16 protein-coding genes are annotated in these 18,256 nt (G+C 70.6%); 11 read left to right on the top strand and 5 right to left on the bottom strand.

Annotated elements, in window-relative coordinates; genetic code table 11:
- Window positions 1–225: 225 nt before the first annotated feature.
- The 4 genes from ACFVH0_RS18480 to ACFVH0_RS18465 form a co-directional block, all read right to left on the bottom strand.
- A complete protein-coding gene (locus ACFVH0_RS18480) occupies window positions 226–1,236 on the bottom strand; it encodes an NlpC/P60 family protein (protein WP_385821384.1) in 1,011 nt (336 codons plus the stop codon).
- Window positions 1,237–1,487: 251 nt separating this feature from the next.
- Window positions 1,488–2,090, bottom strand: coding sequence for a hypothetical protein (locus ACFVH0_RS18475; RefSeq protein WP_385821382.1), 603 nt, complete (start codon window positions 2,088–2,090; stop codon window positions 1,488–1,490).
- Window positions 2,087–4,411, bottom strand: coding sequence for an alpha/beta hydrolase (locus ACFVH0_RS18470; RefSeq protein WP_385821571.1), 2,325 nt, complete (start codon window positions 4,409–4,411; stop codon window positions 2,087–2,089). Before ACFVH0_RS18470 ends, ACFVH0_RS18475 begins: the two co-directional genes overlap by 4 nt.
- Window positions 4,412–5,070: 659 nt before the next feature.
- Window positions 5,071–7,101 (bottom strand): hypothetical protein, encoded by a 2,031-nt coding sequence (locus tag ACFVH0_RS18465; protein ID WP_385821380.1) that lies wholly within the window; start codon window positions 7,099–7,101, stop codon window positions 5,071–5,073.
- 228 nt (window positions 7,102–7,329) lie between these two features.
- Between ACFVH0_RS18465 and ACFVH0_RS18460 the strand changes: the two genes are divergently transcribed.
- The 8 genes from ACFVH0_RS18460 (at window position 7,330) to ACFVH0_RS18425 (ending at window position 16,019) form a co-directional block, all read left to right on the top strand.
- Window positions 7,330–8,079, top strand: a complete 750-nt coding sequence (locus tag ACFVH0_RS18460) for a DUF4232 domain-containing protein (protein ID WP_385821378.1) — start codon at window positions 7,330–7,332, stop codon at window positions 8,077–8,079.
- Between the two features lie 459 nt (window positions 8,080–8,538).
- Window positions 8,539–9,354, top strand: a complete 816-nt coding sequence (locus tag ACFVH0_RS18455) for a serine/threonine protein kinase (RefSeq protein ID WP_385821569.1) — start codon at window positions 8,539–8,541, stop codon at window positions 9,352–9,354.
- Window positions 9,351–11,006: a protein kinase gene (locus tag ACFVH0_RS18450; protein WP_385821376.1), complete on the top strand. Its 1,656-nt coding sequence runs from the start codon at window positions 9,351–9,353 to the stop codon at window positions 11,004–11,006. Before ACFVH0_RS18455 ends, ACFVH0_RS18450 begins: the two co-directional genes overlap by 4 nt.
- 127 nt (window positions 11,007–11,133) lie before the next feature.
- Window positions 11,134–11,607 carry an RICIN domain-containing protein gene (locus ACFVH0_RS18445; protein ID WP_385821374.1) on the top strand — a complete coding sequence of 158 codons (474 nt, stop codon included), beginning with the start codon at window positions 11,134–11,136 and terminating at the stop codon, window positions 11,605–11,607.
- 70 nt (window positions 11,608–11,677) lie between these two features.
- Window positions 11,678–12,697 (top strand): LGFP repeat-containing protein, encoded by a 1,020-nt coding sequence (locus ACFVH0_RS18440; RefSeq protein ID WP_385821372.1) that lies wholly within the window; start codon window positions 11,678–11,680, stop codon window positions 12,695–12,697.
- 88 nt (window positions 12,698–12,785) lie between these two features.
- Window positions 12,786–13,727: a hypothetical protein gene (locus ACFVH0_RS18435; RefSeq protein WP_385821567.1), complete on the top strand. Its 942-nt coding sequence runs from the start codon at window positions 12,786–12,788 to the stop codon at window positions 13,725–13,727.
- A 9-nt stretch (window positions 13,728–13,736) separates the two neighbouring features.
- Window positions 13,737–14,726: an alpha/beta hydrolase gene (locus ACFVH0_RS18430; protein ID WP_385821370.1), complete on the top strand. Its 990-nt coding sequence runs from the start codon at window positions 13,737–13,739 to the stop codon at window positions 14,724–14,726.
- A gap of 54 nt (window positions 14,727–14,780) precedes the next feature.
- Complete coding sequence (locus ACFVH0_RS18425; protein ID WP_385821368.1) at window positions 14,781–16,019, top strand: DUF4185 domain-containing protein; 1,239 nt, start codon at window positions 14,781–14,783, stop codon at window positions 16,017–16,019.
- Between the two features lie 104 nt (window positions 16,020–16,123).
- Here ACFVH0_RS18425 and ACFVH0_RS18420 read toward each other — a convergent pair whose 3' ends face one another.
- Window positions 16,124–16,561, bottom strand: coding sequence for an ATP-binding protein (locus ACFVH0_RS18420; RefSeq protein WP_385821366.1), 438 nt, complete (start codon window positions 16,559–16,561; stop codon window positions 16,124–16,126).
- A gap of 213 nt (window positions 16,562–16,774) precedes the next feature.
- Between ACFVH0_RS18420 and ACFVH0_RS18415 the strand changes: the two genes are divergently transcribed.
- Genes ACFVH0_RS18415 through ACFVH0_RS18405 form a run of 3 tightly spaced genes read left to right on the top strand, consistent with a single transcriptional unit; the run spans window position 16,775 to window position 18,061 of the window.
- Window positions 16,775–17,626 carry a Scr1 family TA system antitoxin-like transcriptional regulator gene (locus ACFVH0_RS18415; RefSeq protein ID WP_385821364.1) on the top strand — a complete coding sequence of 284 codons (852 nt, stop codon included), beginning with the start codon at window positions 16,775–16,777 and terminating at the stop codon, window positions 17,624–17,626.
- An 11-nt stretch (window positions 17,627–17,637) separates the two neighbouring features.
- Complete coding sequence (locus ACFVH0_RS18410; RefSeq protein WP_385821362.1) at window positions 17,638–17,829, top strand: DUF397 domain-containing protein; 192 nt, start codon at window positions 17,638–17,640, stop codon at window positions 17,827–17,829.
- On the top strand, window positions 17,822–18,061 hold the full coding sequence (locus ACFVH0_RS18405; protein ID WP_384766187.1) for a DUF397 domain-containing protein: 240 nt from the start codon (window positions 17,822–17,824) through the stop codon (window positions 18,059–18,061). The genes ACFVH0_RS18410 and ACFVH0_RS18405 overlap by 8 nt, the downstream gene beginning before the upstream one ends.
- The last annotated feature ends 195 nt before the right edge of the window (window positions 18,062–18,256 follow it).

The raw sequence follows: 18,256 nt of genomic DNA, 5'->3' as shown, positions 1-18,256 counted from the left end.
CCGTGTCGGTTCGATCACTGTGTCTGAACGGCACTGCGTCCGATCCGTACTGCGTGGACCGGTACTGCGTGAATCGGTCGTCCTGGTCCCCCCAGGGAACGACCTCCCCCGTGCGTGCGTTCCACTCTCCACCGAATGATCACCATGACGTTATCGAAGAGTGACTCATCGTCGCAGCTCAGGGCCCAGGCTTCACAGAGAGTTCCGGCCACCGCCGCCGTCGCGTCATGCCGCCGGCCAGGCCGTCGGCAGGGCCGCGGCCCCGTCCTTGGTCACGCGCGTCGCGCCGAAGTAGTCGGGGCTGTCGATCTTGTCGAAGCGGATCACGGCCCCGGTGTACGGGGCGTTGATCATGTACCCGCCTCCGACGTAGAGCCCGACGTGATGGATGGCCCGCGAGTTGGTCAGGTCGTCGGAGAAGAACACGAGGTCGCCCGGGAGCAGCTCGTCCCGGGAGGGGTGCGGCCCGGCGTTGTACTGATCGTTCGCCACCCGGGGCAGCTCGATGTCCACCGTCCGGTATGCGGCCTGGGTCAGGCCCGAACAGTCGAACCGCCCGTTCTGCTCGGGCGTGCCGTTGCCGCCCCAGAGGTACGGCGTACCGAGCTTCTTCTGCGCGAAGTAGATCGCCCCGGCCGCCTGCTGCGAGGGCTGTACGCGCCCGACGGGCCTGGCGAAGCTCTTCTCCAGGGAACGGATGATGGTGACGTAGTTCCGGGTCTCCGAAATGTCCGGAACCCCGCCGGCCCGGATCACCCGGTACGCGCCGGCGTTGTACGCGGCCAGCATGTTGTCCGTCTGGTCCCCCGGCACCTTCTTCACGTACCCGGCCAGTTCGCAGTCGTACGAGGCGGCGGACGGGATCGCGTCGGCGGGATCCCAGACGTCCCGGTCACCGTCCTTGTCCCCGTCGATCCCGTGGCCGGCCCAGGTGCCGGGGATGAACTGGGCGATGCCCTGTGCGGCGGCGGGACTCTCGGCCCGGGGGTTCCACCCGCTCTCCTGGTAGAGCTGGGCGGCCAGCAGGGCCGGGTTGATGGCAGGGCAGAGGTTGCCCCACTTCTGCACCAGCGGCTGGTATTTCGCGGGCACGGCCCCCTTGGCCAGCGCAACGGCTCCGCCGCCACCGGAACCCGCGAGTCCGGCGGCGGCGGAGTACGTACCGACGACGAGCAGCGCCACGAAGCACATGGCCATGCCGACACCGATGCCACCGACCACCCAGAATTTCCGCACCCCTCAACCATCCCCCATCGGAGCCACGTTCATGGGCGGTTTCGACGGTGTGTGCGAGTATTCCGGGTCACCCGGGGGTGTCGGGCCGTCAATTACGGCGCACGGCACCACCGGTCCGGCGCACCGGGCGCCCGGCCCGGCGCACCGGATGCACCGGATGCGCGGGGCCGGTCCGCCCGGCGGACCGAGTGGCCGAGTGGCCGAGTGGCCGAGTGGCCGAGTGGCCGAGTGGCCGAGTGGCCGAGTGGCCGTCAGGAGGCTCCGGCCGACCAGAAGTCGGAGCGCACATTGGGGCTCGGGAGCGGGTAGACGCCCTTGTAGGCCGGACCGTTCGGCTTGGACGTGGAGTCCGCGACCTTCGACTCCTTCACGCAGGGGGTGTCCGCCTCGAAGAAGACCTGCCCCTTGGCGCGCACGCTCACGCTGATGCCGAAGCCGTCCTTCGTCAGCGCGTAGACCGCCGGGAACTCCGTGTCCTTGTTCTTCGCCCTGATGCGGTAGTCGCTCGCCCGCCAGAACTCCTCGACCTGGTCCAGGAAGCCCTGCCTGCGGTCCGCGGACACGATGGTCATGACGGTGCGCCTGCGCGTCACGTCGCAACTGCCCTTGGTCGTCGGGCCGTGCGCCCACTGCACCTCGGGGTCGATCTCCTTCAGTACGTCGTCGAGCATGCCGTCGGCCCGCTCGGCGGCCTCCTGCATGTCCATGTTGCTCCCCTTGGTGCCTTCGGAGCCCGCGCTTCTGGTGGTCGTGGTGTTCGTGTCGGCCTCCGGGTGCGCCTTCTCGCTGCCGCAGGCGGACAGCGCGAAGCCTACGGCCAGTGCCACCGCGACGATCTGGAACCTTCGGCTCATCGGTACTCCTCAATCTTGAGCCGGTCGGAGTGTCCCGACACGATAAGAGCGATGCTGTCGGCGGACACGGCGTCCCGTGACGGGGTGAAGTAGTTGGAGTGCGAGTCGAAGCTCATGGGCTTGCCCGGATCCACCGGGAACCGCGTGGCCCCGAACGCCTTGCTCGCCGGGTCCTTGCCGAACCAGAGGTCGTCGTCGCCCGGGTCGGCCAGGTCGCCGGCGATGTAGGAGCCGGCCGGACCGCCCAGGATCATCCCGATCCCACCCACGACGACCTGCGTCTTGGACGGGAGCTTGGTCACCGGGTCGTTGGCCGCGGCGCCCACGAAGACGTGCCCGGCACCGACCCCGAGGTCCACGGCCCGGTCCACGCCCACCCCGGGGCTGCCGACCAGGATGATGTCGTCCACTCCCGGGATCCCGCCGAGGCGCTGGGTCGCGGCGCCGACGGTGCGCGAGCCGTAGGAGTGCCCGATGGCCGTGATGTGCGGGTCCTTGTTCTGGTTGGTCGCGACGATACCGCTCATGAAGTCGTTGTACGCCGCGCCGCCCTTCTCCGCCCGCGCGGTACCGGCGACCGCCAGGCTCTGCAGCCCGTCCGGCGTCTGCGGGGCGTCGTACCCGAGCCACACGATCGCCGCGCTGGACGGGTCGTACCCCTGGGCACCGATCGCCGTGTCACGGGCCCGCTTGAGGCCGCTCTTCGCGAACTCCTCGTCGAGGGCGGTGTTCAGGCCCGGCACATAGGCCGACACGTTCTTCGAGGTGTCGGGGTTGCCGTAGGAGACGATCGCCCGGCCGTTGCCCTCGTCGCCGATGCCGATGAGGTACATCGGGGGCTGGCTGCCCTCCTTCAGCTGGCGGTCGATCTCCCGCAGCCCGGCCAACTGCTCCTTCGACGTCTTGTCGGTCTTGCCCTCCAGCTTCGAGATCAGGTTCGGCAGGTTGCGGCGGTTGGCCGTGTCACGGTCCGCCACCGGAATCCCGTCGAGGCTGCCGATCTGGTCCGGGAGGAGCTCCAGGTACTGATCGCGCTGCTGCTGCGTCAGCCCCTTCCACCACGCCTCGCGGCCGGCCGCGCTGGAACCGCGCGGGATGCGGTCGTTGAGGTACTGCCGCTCCGCGTCCCGTACCGCCGAGTCGACCCGCGTGCCGGACCCGGGCAGCCCGGTGAACACGCCACCGCCGGAGCCCTTGGTCATGTCCACCGCGGCGGCCACGTACTGGCCCTTGTCCCACTTGCCGTTGGCCTTGTTCGCGGCCTGCGCGTACTGGTCGACGACGCCTTTGGCGGCGTCGACGGGGTGCGCGATCGTGTCGATGGCCCCGGTGACGTCGCCCATCAGACCGTCGTCGCCGACGATGCCGCTGAGGAAATTGCCGTCCGGACGCTCGGGGGTGCCGGGGACCGGGTTTTGTCTACCCGCGTTGACCTCTGTAGAAGAACCACTGGTTCCTTCCGAACCAGCGCTCCCGCCGGTACCGCCGGAGGCGTCGGACCCGCCGGATCCACTGCCGCCCGAACCACCGGAACCACTGCCTCCGGAGCCGTTGCCCCCGGCACCGCCGGAACCACTGCCTCCGGACCCGCCGGATCCGCTGCCGCCCGAACCGCTGCCGCCCGTCGCGTCCGAGCCCGCGGTGCCGGCGCCGGTCCCACCGGCCACGGTCGCGCCCTCGGACCCGGCGCCACCGCCACCGCTGCCGCCGCCATTCCCCTGGCCGCCGCTACCGGCTTCGACGTTGGAGGGCGCGCAGCCCCCGCCGGTCAGCTGGCAGATGGCGTCCTGGATCCGGCCGGTCAACTGCCCGCCGATCCCCGTGGCCACGAGCCCGCCGATGAGGGCGACGACCACGAGGATCATGCCCAGGTACTCCATCGCGGTCTGACCGGTGTCGGCACGCCGCTGCTTGAGCATCCGCACGATGCTGAACGGCCGGTGCTCGGCGCGCTGTTCGGCGGCGAGCCGGAACCAGGCCCGCGAACGGGACCGGAGCAGCAGGACGATCAGGACGACGGGCAGCACCAGTTGGGCCACGCCCTGCCCGTTCGCGTCGCCCAGTGTGGCCAGCGCTCCGAGTGTGAGCCAGGCGCTCACGGCCAGCAGCCCGCGCCAGACCCAGACACCCCCGGTCCGCACCCGGAACGACAGCACGAACCCGGCGATGCCGGGCAGCGAGGCGTACAGCACCATGCCGAGCAGCCGACCGTCCACCGCATCGACCGACGCGGCCAGGAGCAGCGCGTCGAGCGCGCCGACGACCGTGACGGCGAAGAGCAGTCGGACGAGAATCAGCACCGCCTGCAAGGGGCGCGACAGTGGCTGCCTGCCCGGAGGGACCTCGGCGGTGCTCACGTCAGCACCACCCGGTACCGCTAGTTCTCGTATGCCAGACACGGCGAGTCTCCCCAGCTTTGTGAGTGGGCGCAGCGATAGTTCCCCCCGGTATCCGTATGCGACCACAGCGGCGCTGACCCGGCATGGGCCCCAGGACCCAATGCCGGGCTCAACGTCGAACACCCGGCCTATCCCGTACTGCCACCGACCGGCCCGTTACGGGTCATTGGGGGCAGCGCGGTGGCGTCTGGACGCTCGGGCCGGCCGGAAGGCGGAGTGGACGTCGGGAGCGGGGAAGGGGGTGGACGCCGTCGTGGCCGGGGCCATTGGGCGGCGTGGTGGATTCAACGGCCTCCGACCCTGTACGCAGGGGCTGTCCACCTCGAAGAAGACCTGCCCCTCACCACCGATGCCGAGGCTGACCCCGAAGCTGTCCGCCGGCACCCATTCCTTCTCAGGGTCGAAATACCGGGAGTGCGCACGGAGCGAAGGGCCATGTCGGCCGACGAGGGGAGGCCCCTCGTCGGCCGGGAAGCGCCGGGCACCGAACGCTTCGCTCGCCGGGTGCGGTCGGACATTCGGCGGGGGACGTCGCCGGCCGCCCGGATCCGATCACCCGAACGGTGGGCGGGCGCCGGGGCCTACCCGCGTCCGGCGCCGCCCCCGTCGTACGTCCTCGGGTCCACCGTGGCGAGCCGGTGCAGCGCGGCGGCGGCCCGGTGTTCGGGGGTGGCTCCGTCTTCCGGGATGTGCCAGACGCGGTACTGCCAGTGGGTGTCCTCCGCGCCGTGGCCGGCGGACGGGGTCGCGCGGTATCGGAAGGAGACGGCCGTGAGGTCCCGGTCCCTGAAGTCGGTGCCGATCCAGCCCGGTTCGACGTCCCAGCGGGCCAGCAGGCCCGGCCGGTCGCGCAGGCCCGCCGCGATGAGCCGTGCGGTCCTGCGGGCCGGCCATGTCCACGAGTGGTCGTTCTCGGCACGCGCGATCTCCGCGTCGTACGCGGCGGCCTCGAAGCGGTGCTCGGGGAGCTCGCGCGCGGGCAGCGGAGCGGGCGGCGGGGACGGGCGGCGCCAGTCGGACCAGATGACGTGGTCCCCGTCCCGGCGGATGGTGACGTGGAGCGCGCCGCAGCAGCCCTCGGTGCAGTACGCCTCCGCGAGCTGCACTTCCCGTGGTTCGTCCGTGGCCCGCAGGCGACCGCTGTCCAACAGGTACTCCGGGGCGTTCGCGACGCCCCGGCCGAAGGCCGCCGGCACCAGGGGGCGCCCGTCGATCAGAATGCGGGTCTCGACGACGTCCGGATCCACCGGGTCGAGCACGGTGGCCTCGATCCTCAACCGGCTTGCCGGGCCCGAGCGTTCGGCATCGCGGCGGAACGGCTGACGGGCCGTGCGCCGGGCCCACTCCACCCGCCGTCGTTCGGCGAGGTCGCTGCCCTCGGCGGGGTCGCCGTCCCCAGCGGGGTCGCTGCCCTCGGCGGGGTCGCTGTCCCCAGCGGGGTCGCTGTCCCCGGCGGAGTTGCTGTCCCCGGCGGACCGTCCGCCCAGGACCGCCTGCCAGGCCGGTCGGTCCAGCACGGACTCCAGGCCGTCCAGCAGCGCTTCGCGCAGGCCCGCCCCCCACTCCAGCAGGCGGCTCGGGCCGCTGTGCAGTTCGAGCGCGACGGACAGCAGGATCGCGTAGTGGTCGAGGGTGGGCGGCAGTTCGGCGGCGCGTTCGGCGAACACCTCGAAGAGGCCGACGGCCACCGGACAGGCCAGGATCTCGGCCCGGTCGTCGTTCGCGCTCGACATCCGGCACAGCAACCGTCCCGCCCCGGCCACCAGCCCCGCTTCCCCGGGACGGGCCTCCCGCAGGAGGTCGGCGAGCCGGGCGGCCTCGGCGACTCGGCGTGCGGTCTCGGGCCGCTCCGCGCTCGCCTTCCGCAAGGCCGCTTCCAGCCGTCCGCGGACGGCGGACTCCTCGCCCGCCACGAGGGCGTCGACCAGGCCGCGCAGCTCCGGGCCCCTGGTGCAGCGGCCGAGCCACACCAGAGCCGCGGTCGGGCGGTCGATGACGTCGAGTGCTTGTACGGCATGACCGGCGAGGTCCCGGAACTGCCCGAGGACCCTCAGGTACGGGATGTCCTCCGGTTCACCGAGGCGCCGCAGGAGAGCGAGGCCGACGCGGACCGCCATGGGGCTGGTTCCCGTACGGGTCAGGCACCGGCCGAGCGCACGCGCCCAGCCCTCGTCCTCCAGCGGCAGCCGGGCCACCACGGACCGGATGTGTCCGCCCCGGATGTTCAGCGCTGCGAGGCGCAGATGAATCTCTTCGGCGGCCTGTGCCACATCGGGCGCGTCGGCGCCGGTGTCGGCGTCGGTACAGGTGTCGTCGTCGGTATAGGTGTCGGCGTCGGCGTCGGCGTCGGTGTCAGCGCCGGCATCGATGTCGGCGTCGGTGTCGGCGGCGGTACGGGACAGCAGAGGTGTCAGCGCTTCCGTCAGCGCGTCCGTCAACGCCGCGCAGGCCGACTCCCAGGAAGTTCTGGTCCTGGGGCGGCGCTCCGGCGGGGCCGGCAGCGCATATCCCCCTTCGGGGAGCCTGCCGTCGGGCTCCGCGCGAAGAAGGCGCAGGGCACAGGAGTACAGGGAGGCGGGAGGGAGCGCGGCGCGCTCTTCCGGGGCGCTCAACGGGCGGGGTGGGTCTCGATTCCATGAGTCATGCGCGGAGTCTCGCAGGCGGCCCGACCACGCACCAGCCGATTTCCCCGTGGGCCATTCCGGGAACGTCAGCAGGACGTCAGTGAGGCGTCAGCGTAACGTGAGCGACCCACAGGATGCTTATGTTGTCAAGAGGTCAGAGAGAGCGGTTCGCCGCAGGATCCGGGCCTTGTCTCACGCTCATCCTGGGAGAATTCCATGCGCACGATCCGTAGCCGCAAGCACACCGCCGCTCTCGCCGCCGTCACCGCGGTGCTCGCCCTGTCGCTCACCGCCTGCGGCGGGGACGACACCGGCACGAAGTCCGCCGGCCCCGCGAACAACAGCGACACCGCCTCGACCGGCGCCTCCCAGCCCTCCACCGACGCGACGACCACGGACACCACGAAGACCGGCGGCACCGCGCAGAACACCGGCGCCACGAAGACGGGCACCTCGAAGTCCGGCACGGCCGCCGGCAGCGGCGCGACGGGCGGCAACACCGGCGACAGCTACGCCTACAAGCACCCGTGCAAGAGCTCGGACCTGTCGGTGCGCGTCTACCCGCGTGAGGGCTCGTCCACCCAGCAGGTCATCGAGGTCAACAACACCGGTGCCAACTCCTGCGGTCTGAGCTACTTCCCGCGGGTCGGCCTGGGCGCCTCGAAGGCCTCGGACCACAGCAAGGACATCACGCCGGCGGTCCCGGGCGGCCTGGGCGGCGCGCCCGCGTACCCGGTCAAGCCCAAGACGGCGGCCATCGCGGTGATCGACCTCAACCCGAGCGGCGGCAACGGCGTGACCTGGGTCAACGAGATGAACGTGCTCGCCGACGGCGACCACATGCCCAACGCCGACACCCAGAACTTCGAACTCGGCCCGGACGTCAAGGTGAACAGCCCGAAGCTGGGCCTGTACCAGGGCTCGGTCGCCGACGCGGTGAACTCCATGAAGCAGGCGGGCAACTGACCTGTTGAGCAGGGCCGTACGACGAGCCCAGCGGGAGGCGTCCGTGCCTCCCACCGCACCCGAACACGTAGGGCCCGGATCCGATGCGATCCGGGCCCTACGTGTTGGACGCCCCGTAAACAGCGCTCCGGGCGAGGCACCAAATCGAGCCAGTTCGCCAAAACGGGCAGAGTCGCTCCCCATATCGAACACCTCTTCCCCGGCGCCGGATCGAGCGCGGGGCCCGGCCGGCTCGGGCTCTCCTCCCGGCGCGAGAACCTGAAGCTGGGCGCCCGGCGCGAGCCGCGACGGCCCCCGCTCCCGAGGCGGCACCGCGCCACGAACGACGGCTCGGCGGCGGCCGGGCCGCGGTCCGGCGGCAGGCCGAAAACGACCAGAATCCGGGCGGGGACGGCCACCCCGGATGGGTAACGTTCGACGGGTGTGGAAGTTCACCGACACGGGGGCGAGGTGGGTGCACTGAGCGGGATCGTGGTCTATCTGCCGCGGCGGGGCGACGACATCGGAGGGGCACCGTCCGGTGACCCGGTGACGTTGCGGCTCGGCCCGGGACAGACAGCACGCTTCGGACGGGGCTCCGCGACGACCCCGGTCGAGCTGCGCCTCGACGACGAGGCCATCTCCCGGCTGGCCGGCGAGATCCGGGTGACGGACGACCACTGGCAGCTCAGCAACCACAGCGCGACCCAGAGCTACCTGGTGGAGAACCCGGAGGGCGCGGGCGAGTACCTACGGGTTCCGCCCCGGCGGGCCGGCGCGCCCATCCCCTTCGAGTTCTCCCGGGTCGTACTGCCCACCCGCCGCGACACCACCGTCTCCTTCCAGGTGTTCGCACCCGACCACGTCTATCTGGATCCCTGCCCGGACCCCGCCGGTACGGCAGGCCAGTGGGGCAGCCGCACCGTCATGGCGTACTCGCTGGACGAGACGGCCCTCTACTTCCTGATCCTGGTCGCACTCTGCGAACCCCGGCTGCGCGACGAGTCGCCGGTCGCGGTGCCGACCACTCCGCAGATCGTCGAACGGCTCAAGGGGCACGCCGCGTGCGGCCGGTTGAAGGCGCGGGCGGTCAGCTCGCACATCGACTACCTCGCCGAGGAGAAGATGCGGATCAGCGCCCCGGCCGAGCAGGGGTCCTCAGGAGCGCGCCGCAACGGGAAGCGGGAGGCCCTGGTCGGGATCGCGCTGCGCTTCGGACTCGTACGGGAGGAGCATCTGGCGCTGCTTCCACCCCGGGCCACAACGCGCAACCACGGCCGGGAGACGGGCAGTTGAGCCGGGGGCCCACCGGGGGCGACGGGCCGCGGACGGGCAGCGACCGTACGGAGCTGCTTCCGCGTGGCTACCGGGTCGGCGGCTGGGAGGTCACCGAGCCGATCGCCTCCGGCGGCTGGGCGACGGTGTACGCGGGCCGTCCGGTCGAGAGCGCGGCACAGCAACCAGGACCGGGGCCGGGAACGGGAGCGGGAGCGGAAACGGGGCCGGGGCCGGGACCAGGAACGGGGCCGGGAGCGGGACCGGAGCCCGTGGAGGTCGCGCTCAAGTTCCTGCCGACCGCGGGGCTCGCGCCGCGCCAGGCCCGCAAGGTCGCGGAGACCGCCCGGCGGGAGGTCGAGCTCGGCCGCCGGGCCGGCCATCCGAGGCTGATCCGTCTGCTGGACTCCGTCGTGATCAGCGATCCGGACCGGGCGTTCCTGGACGGTGCGATCGTGCTGGTGATGGAGCGGGCCGAGCGCAGTCTGCGGGATCTGTTCGACGCGGGGGTGGAGGGGGCGGACGTCGCCCGGCTGTTCGCCGAGATCTGCGAAGGGCTGGCCCATCTGCACGGCAGCGGCTGGGTGCACGGCGATCTCAAGCCGGAGAACATCCTGCTGATGGCCGACGGCGCGCTCAAGCTGTCGGACTTCGGGCTCGCCACCGAACTGACCGGCACCCACGGCACCCATGGGTACGCGCCACCGATGGGCACCCTGGACTACCTCCCGCCCGAGCGCTGGCAGGCCCCGCTGGGCGAGCACGGCGTGGAGGTCCGGCCCAGTGCCGACATCTGGGCCCTGGGCATCATGGTCCACGAGGTGTTCGCATCCGGCGCCTCGCCGTTCCCCGGCGCGACCCCGGTGGCGCGCGGCGCTGCGGTACAGGAGTACGCCGACGGGCGCGCACCGCTGCGGATCGACAGTGCGCTGCCGCCGTTCTGGCGCGCCCTGGCCGCCGACTGCCTGGCCCCGACCCACGCCGAGCGCGCCGTGCACAGCGCCGAGAGCCTGCTCGCGCGCATCGCCGCACGGTCGACGGCAGCCCGTCCGGTACGTCGGCGGTGGAGGTCCCGTGCCGCTCTGGTGACCGTCGCGGTGTGCTCGGTGGCCGCCACGGTCTGGTCGCACGCCGTCGGCGACGCCGCATCGGGCGCGAAGGATGAACCACCGGCACGGCTGCGGGTGTTCAACGCCGACGACGGGTGCAGGGAGCGTACGGACCGGAACCCGCAGTGCAGCCTCGGCCTGGCCATCGACCCCCTGAAGCCGTACACCGTGGACAACGTTGTACCGGTACGGGTGTGGCACGGCGACGTCCTCGCGGTCGTCTGCCGGCTTCCCCGGGGCATTCCCATCATCGACGAGTCGGACGCCAGCTCCACCGAGTGGTACCGGGTCCGTCTGCCGGCCCGCTCCACCACCGCGTCCGCCGCCTCCGCGTCCACCTCCGCAGCCTCTGCCGTCTCCGGCGTATCCGCCTGGCTGCCGGCCGTGCGTACGGCGGATCATCCCCGGGTTCCCGACTGCCAAGGCCCCACGGGCAAGCCCGTGGCCACGTCCGTACCCACGTCCGCATCCACGTCCGTACCCACGTCCGCATCCACGTCCGTGCCCGCGTCCGCACCCACGTCCGTACCCACCTCCGTGCCCGCGTCCATGCCTGTCCGTTGAGTTTCGGCGTTCGCGTCGCGGGGTGTCACTCCGGATCGTTCCGGATGTGCGGCCCGGCACCCCGCCACTAATTTGCGGACCGTCGCCAACTCGCCCGAGCACCACCGGACGGAAGAGGAATCAGCCCATGCGCGGCACGCGCTCGCTCCTGCTCGGCGGGGTCTTCGCCCTCGCCTCCCTGGCCGCGCCGTCCGGCGCCCTGGCCGCCGACAACGGCTCGACGTCCCCCGCGCGGGCCGACGACGCCATCCAGAGTTTCCGCAACCAGGCCACCGGCCGTTGCATGGACGACACCGACGACGGATTCCGCACGTGGAGCTGCAACGGAAGCAATCCACAGCTGTGGACCGTGCACACCTGGGACGACGGAACCCGCCAGCTGCGCAACATCAACACGGGTCGCTGCGTCGAGGACACCGACAACGGGTTCCGCACCGTCGGCACGTGCAGCTCCAGCCCCGAGCAGAGCTGGTGGGTCAAGGTCTGGGCCGACGGCACCGTCCGCTTCCAGAACCAGGCCACCCTGCGGTGCATCGACGACAGCTCCCTGGGCTTCCGCACCTGGGCGTGCAACGACACCCCGTACCAGAGCTGGTCCTGACGCCCGGGACCGCAGAGGTCCATCGGCTCCCTTTCTTCTCCTGGCCATTCCGAAACGAAGGAGCAAGCACGTGCGTGGCTCTACCGAACGACGCGCGATATGGAGATCAGCGGTCCTGCTGGTCGTAGTGGCCGTGTCCGGCCTCGGCAACCCGGCCTTCGCCCATAGTGCGGGCGAGGTGCCCGGCCCCCTCGGCAACTCCGCCCCGGCCACACTGTTCTGCGACATCCCGGCGGACCGGGACATCGCGGTGACCCGCAAGGTGTACGAGGTCGGGCAGCGCCGCGGCGTGTCCGACAAGGTGATGCTCGCCGGCTTCGAGACGGGCTGGGTCGAGTCCCGGATGAACAACCTGGCGTGCGGGGACCGGGATTCGCTCGGTGTCTTCCAGCAGCGGCCGTCGATGGGCTGGTGCGAACCGGCCCAGTGCCTCGACGTCGACTTCGCGGCCAACAAGTTCTTCGAGGTGGCCCAGCAGATGGAGCCCGACTGGGACACCGCGGGCGAGCTGGCCCAGGCCGTCCAGCGCTCCGCGTACCCGGAGCGCTACCCACAGGCGGAGGGCTACGCCCGGGAGTTGATGGCCGAGGCGTTCCAGCCGTACGGCACGATCGGCGCGAAGTACGCCGGGCTGGGCGGCCACGACGGGCCGCTCGGCTGGCCGGTCCGTGCCGAGGAGGACTCCTCGCTGGGCGGGCGCTTCCAGCTCTTCCAGAACGGGATCGTCATCTGGCACCCGGACGAGGCCCACGCCATCTACGGGGACATCCTGACCAAGTTCTGGGACACCGACGCCGAACGCCGCTGGGGCTTCCCCACCACCGACGAAGCCGACGCCGCACCGGCACCCGACGGCACCAAGGGCCGCTACCAGTTCTTCGAACGAGGCCTGTTCCTCTGGTCACCCCAGACCGGCGCACACACCGTCCACGGCGCCATCTACGACGCCTTCCACACCGCCGGACACGAAAGCGCACTCGGCTACCCCCTCACCGACGAAACCGACGAAGCCGGCGGCAAGGCACAGAAATTCCAGAAGGCCACCATCCACTGGACCGCCGAAAAGGGCACCTGGATCACCCAGAACTGACGGGGAGGCAGTCATGAACTCACTCGGACCGCTGAGTCTTCGGCGGGTGATCGGGGCGGTGACACTGGCCCTGGCGGCCCTCGCGGTCATGTTCGGCACGGCACCGGCCGCGAGCGCGTCGGAGCCGGGCGGGCCGATCGGGCGCGGCGAGGCGATGGACCGTGCGTGGTCGTGGATCGCCGAGCAGGTCCCGTACAGCCAGAGCGGCTGCCACCAGAACCAGTTCGGCTGCTACCGGCCGGACTGCTCGGGCTATGTGTCGATGGCCTGGAACCTCGGTACGTCCCTGACGACCTGGGGCCTGTGGGACGTCACCTTCGACATCCCCGCGAACGACCTTCAGCCGGGTGACGCCCTGCTGCGCGACTCGGGCGGCACGGACCACGTCGCACTGTTCCTCCGCTGGGCGGACCCCGCCCACACCCAGCCGGTCGTGCGCGAGGAGTACGACTTCGGGCACGTCGCCGAGGAGCGGGTGTGGGGCGACGGGCTCAGGGGTTTCACGCCCCGCCGCTACAACAACCTGGACGACCTGATCCCGTACGGCACCATCGCGACGAAGTACGACAGCACGGGCGGCCCCGGCGGCCCGCTGGGCCGGCCGATCACGGGTGAACGCGACTCCTCGCTCGGCGGGCGCTTCCAGCAGTTCCAGAACGGGATCATCATCTGGCACCCGGACGAGGCCCACGCCATCTACGGGGACATCCTGACCAAGTTCTGGGACACCGACGCCGAACGCCGCTGGGGCTTCCCCACCACCGACGAAGCCGACGCCGCACCGGCACCCGACGGCACCAAGGGCCGCTACCAGTTCTTCGAACGAGGCCTGTTCCTCTGGTCACCCCAGACCGGCGCACACACCGTCCACGGCGCCATCTACGACGCCTTCCACACCGCCGGACACGAAAGCGCACTCGGCTACCCCCTCACCGACGAAACCGACGAAGCGGGCGGCAAGGCACAGAAATTCCAGAAGGCCACCATCCACTGGACCGCCGAAAAGGGCACCTGGATCACCCAGAACTAGGAGATCGAGTTGAGCCAGCACCACCCCACCCGCCGGAACGTCCTGAGGACCGCGGGCGGTCTCTCCGCCGCGCTGGCGCTCGGTGCCGGGGGCGTCCTCGCGACGGCCACGGCGGCGAGCGCGGCCGGTGACGGCTTCGGGCTGCGCATCGTGGACCACAACGAGAGCGACCGCCGTCTGAAGTACTACCGCTTCCGGACCGACGCGATCGGCTGGAACCCCGGTGTGAACGTCCTGCTCCCCGACGACTACGCCACGAGCGGTCGCACCTACCCCGTGCTCTACCTCTTCCACGGCGGAGGTCTCACCTCGGACTTCATCGAGTTCGACCGCGCGGGCGTCCGCGACTGGACCGCCGGGAAGCCGATCATCGTCGTGATGCCCGACGGCGGTCACGCCGGCTGGTACTCCAACCCGGTCAGCTCCAACACGGGCGCCCGGAACTGGGAGACCTTCCACATCGCCCAGTTGCTCCCGTGGATCGACGCGAACTTCCGTACGTACGCCGAGTACGACGGCCGCGCCGTCGCAGGGTTCTCCATGGGCGGCTTCGGCGCGCTGAAGTACGCCGCGAAGCACTACGGCCACTTCGCCTCGGTCAGCGCCCACTCCGGCCCGGCCAGCCTGCGCCGCAACCTCGGCGCGATCGTCCACTGGGCCAATGTGTCCTCCGCCGCCGCGGACCTGGCGGGCGGCACGGTCTACGGCGCTCCGCTGTGGGACGAGGCCCGGGTCAGCGCCGACAACCCGGTCGAGCGCATCGAGAGCTACCGCAACAAGCGGATCTTCCTGGTCGCCGGCACCGGTGGCCGGCCCGTGCCCTGGTTCAGCCAGGTCAGCGAGGACAACGTGCTCCAGGGCCAGCGGGAGTTCCGCGGCCTCCTCGACGGGGCCGGCATCCCGTACGAGGCGCACGAGGAACCCGGCAGCCACGAGTTCCGCGTACCGCTGTTCCTCCGCGACCTGGACGGCATCATCGGACGCCTCCGCAAGGCCTGACACGGACCGCCGCTCTCCCCCGCCCCCTCATCCCACCCACACGGAGGACCGAACATGCCCACCCCCTCACAGCCGGAGCACCGAGCCGCCAGCCGCCGGTCGGCGCTCAAGGCCGGCATGGGCTTCGCCCTGGGCGCCGGACTGCTGGGAGCCGCCCCCGGTGTGGCGGCCGCGAGCGACAGGGCCGTACCGGCCCCGGCCGACGCCGGGAAGCCGTCCGCCCGGCTGCTCCAGACCGGCACCCCGCTGTGCGAGCAGCCCGGCGACTCGGCGAGCGCGCAGGGTCTCGGCTCCGGGGACCTGGCGATCCCGTACCACCGGGAGCACGACAACACCTGGGGCTATGTGTTCGGCGACGCGTTCGGCGGGATCGCCCAGGCCGACCCCTACCTCGGCTCCCCGGTGATCCTGAACCAGGCGAACTTCGACGCCTCGGGCGCGTCCCCGATCTCGTTCTCCTGGGCGATGCCGACCGGGGGCGCCGCGAAGCAGTGCTTCGACTACGCGCACTGGGCGGACAACGGGCACGGCTTCGAGATCTCCCGCATTCCCAACGACTGCATCGAGTTCGGGGGCCGCACCTATATCCAGTACACGTCCGTGGCCCTGTGGGAGAACATCCCGGCCGGTTACGACGGATCGCTGATGTCGGGCGTCGCGTACTCGGACGACTACGGCGTGACCTGGCAGGACTACCCCTACCACTGGGCCGGCGACACCCAGGGCTCGAACCAGTCCATGTACGGGATGTGGTCGTTCGCGGGCATCGACCCCGACGGCTGGCTGTACATCTTCTCCAAGCGCTGGAACGGCACCCATGTGAACACCGCCGACGGCGGAGCGATCCAGCTGTTCCGCATCCGTCCGGACGAGTTCCGCGCGGGCAACTTCGGCGCCCAGGAGAACTGGGCGTTCCTGGACGGCCGTTGGCAGTGGACCACGGCGGTCGGCCCGTCGATCATGCTGTCCGGCAACAAGATCGGCGAGTTCTCCGTGAAGCGGATCGGCAACACGTACTGCATGAGCTACTTCGACGTGGACGACTACGCGATCTGCACACGCACCGCGCCCCGTCCCGACGCCGTATGGACCGCCCCCAAGGTCCAGATCGTCGGCGACGGCCTCCCGCCCCACCACTGGGGCAAGCCCCAGCTCCCGTTCCTGTACGGCGGATACATCCACCCCGGCAGCGCGAGCGCGACATCCCTGACCCTGATCGCCTCGCAGTGGCAGTCCGTGAACCACGGCAAGACGCCCTACCGCGTCCTCCAGTACGACGGCATCCAGCCCTGACGCCCAGGCCGCCGCGCACGTAACGGCCACACCGGTTCACCAGGCACATCGGGGCGTCACCGAGCACCACGGTGGCGCCCCGAGTCATGTGCCGCGCCCGCCCGCTACGCCTTCGCCGCGCACTCCACCCAGAGCAGTTTGCCGCCCTGCCCCGGCAGCCCGCCCCGCATGGGGTACGCGCCCCAGCACTCCGCGTACAACGTGACGAGGTACAACCCCCGCCCCCGCTCGGCCAGTTCATCTGCCGCCCGGGGGCCGCCCCACCGGAACGGTGCCGGGATGTGCGGATCGCTGTCCCACACACTCATCCGTACGCGGCTGCGCCCGGCATCGCGCAGCCGGAGCGAGTACGGCCCAGAGGAGTACAGGTACGCGTTGGTGACCAGTTCACCGGCCAACAGCGCGGCCACTTCGGTGAGTTCGGGCATGCCGTGCACGCGCAGGACGTTACGGAGGGTGGCACGGGCGACGCCTGGGGCGCGGGGATCCTGCGGGAGTTGGAGTGTGTATGTCCAGGGCGGGGATACCGTGGCACTGACCATGGAAGTCTCCGTTCACGGAGGGAAGTCGGATGGTGCGCTTCGGATTGCCCGGTGACGAGGCCGCTCCGTCGAGCGGGGTACTTCCGGGCGGGTGGCCTGAGACCGAGACCAGACTCGCGCAAGGATTGTTTTCACCGATCGACCGGAATCCTTGAACTGAACCACTCGTGTGAGTGACCGACCGTCTCAGCCGTATTCCAGGGAGAGTTCGAGATGGCAGGCAGGGCCGCCCCTACCGCGCGACGCACCCGGCTCGGTGCCGAGCTGCGCAAACTGCGGGAACGCGCCGGGATGACCACGACGCAGGCAGCCGACCTTCTCGGCACGAGCTCGGGGCAGCTCAGCAACATAGAAGTGGCACGCTTCGGCGTGAGCGCAGATCGTGTGCGGGTCGCGGCCCACACCTACTCCTGCACCGATCAAGCGCTGGTCGACGCGCTCGTCGCCATGACAGGTGACCGCAAGCGCGGCTGGTGGGAGGAGTACCGGGAAATCCTGCCGCCCAAGCTGCTCGACCTGGCCGAGATCGAACACCACGGCACCGGTCTGCACGCGGCGCACAGCATCCACATTCCCGGGCTGCTCCAGACCGTTGACCACGCCCGGGAGATCTATCGGCAAGCCGTTCCCGAGTTGTCGCCGCCGGAGATCGAGCACCGCGTCTCGTACCGCATCAAACGACAGGAAGTGCTCTACCGGACGACCCCCATCCCCTACCGGGCCGTCATCCACGAGGCTGCCCTGCGCATGAAGTTCGGCGGTTCGGACATTGCGCGGTACCAGCTCCAGCACCTTCTCAAGGTGAGCGAACTCCCCTGCACGACCATTCGCGTAATCCCTTTCGAGGCCACCTGCTACCCGGGCTCAGGACAGTCTGTCTACTACGTGCGGGGACCGGTGCCCGCGCTCGATACCGCGCAACTCGACCAGTCACACGGCCCCGTTTTCATCGACGCAGAGGCCCAACTGACCCAGTACCGCCTGCTGCTCGAACGCCTCGACGCCGCGGCTCTGGACATCGGTCGGTCCCGAGAACTCATCCACAAGGTCGCCCGAGACCTGTGAAAGGAGCCGATATGCCTTCGTACATCTGGCAGAAGTCGTCCTACTGCGCACAGGGCGAGGCATGCATACACGTGGCGGCAGCCGGACCCGGCACAGTCGAACTGACCGAATCCGGCGACCCCACCGGAGCGATACTCCGCACCGCCCCCACCGCCTGGGCCGCCCTCGTACGCACGATCAAGGAGAGCCGCACACGTGACTGACACTCCCACCCCCGGCATCCCCGCCGACCTGGCCTGGGTCCGCGCCGCCCCCGAAGGCGAGGAGGGACCGGGCCCCTGGATCGAGATCGCCTTCGGGCCGGACGACTTCGTCTACCTCCGCGAGACCGGCGACCCCACCAACATCGTCACGACCACCCGGACGAAGTGGGTGGCCTTCACCAAGGGCGTCATGGCAGGCGAGTTCGACCACTTCGCCGAGCTCGACGACTAGAGCCGGGCCTCACGCCCGACGCGGCGATCCGGCCGCCGCCCAGGCGCGGGCGCACCATTCGCGCGGGCGGCGGAAGACTCCGCATGCATCCATAGCTGCAAACACCTCTCCCGACACTGGCAAGGCAGCGAGCAGTACGCATCACCAAGTCATGAGTGAGCCAGTGCTGGCCAATTACCGATTTGCTGATTGCGC

The sequence above is a fragment of the Streptomyces sp. NPDC127117 genome (assembly GCF_042677325.1).
Classification (GTDB): domain Bacteria; phylum Actinomycetota; class Actinomycetes; order Streptomycetales; family Streptomycetaceae; genus Streptomyces.
This window is presented reverse-complemented; position numbering and strand designations above follow the sequence as displayed.

Coding starts and splice junctions, on each gene's coding strand:
- ACFVH0_RS18445 (WP_385821374.1), top strand. CDS start 11,134: ATGCGCGGCACGCGCTCGCTCCTGCTCGGCGGGGTCTTCGCCCTCGCC.
- ACFVH0_RS18410 (WP_385821362.1), top strand. CDS start 17,638: ATGCCTTCGTACATCTGGCAGAAGTCGTCCTACTGCGCACAGGGCGAG.
- ACFVH0_RS18415 (WP_385821364.1), top strand. CDS start 16,775: ATGGCAGGCAGGGCCGCCCCTACCGCGCGACGCACCCGGCTCGGTGCC.
- ACFVH0_RS18420 (WP_385821366.1), bottom strand. CDS start 16,561: ATGGTCAGTGCCACGGTATCCCCGCCCTGGACATACACACTCCAACTC.
- ACFVH0_RS18435 (WP_385821567.1), top strand. CDS start 12,786: ATGTTCGGCACGGCACCGGCCGCGAGCGCGTCGGAGCCGGGCGGGCCG.
- ACFVH0_RS18460 (WP_385821378.1), top strand. CDS start 7,330: ATGCGCACGATCCGTAGCCGCAAGCACACCGCCGCTCTCGCCGCCGTC.
- ACFVH0_RS18475 (WP_385821382.1), bottom strand. CDS start 2,090: ATGAGCCGAAGGTTCCAGATCGTCGCGGTGGCACTGGCCGTAGGCTTC.
- ACFVH0_RS18425 (WP_385821368.1), top strand. CDS start 14,781: ATGCCCACCCCCTCACAGCCGGAGCACCGAGCCGCCAGCCGCCGGTCG.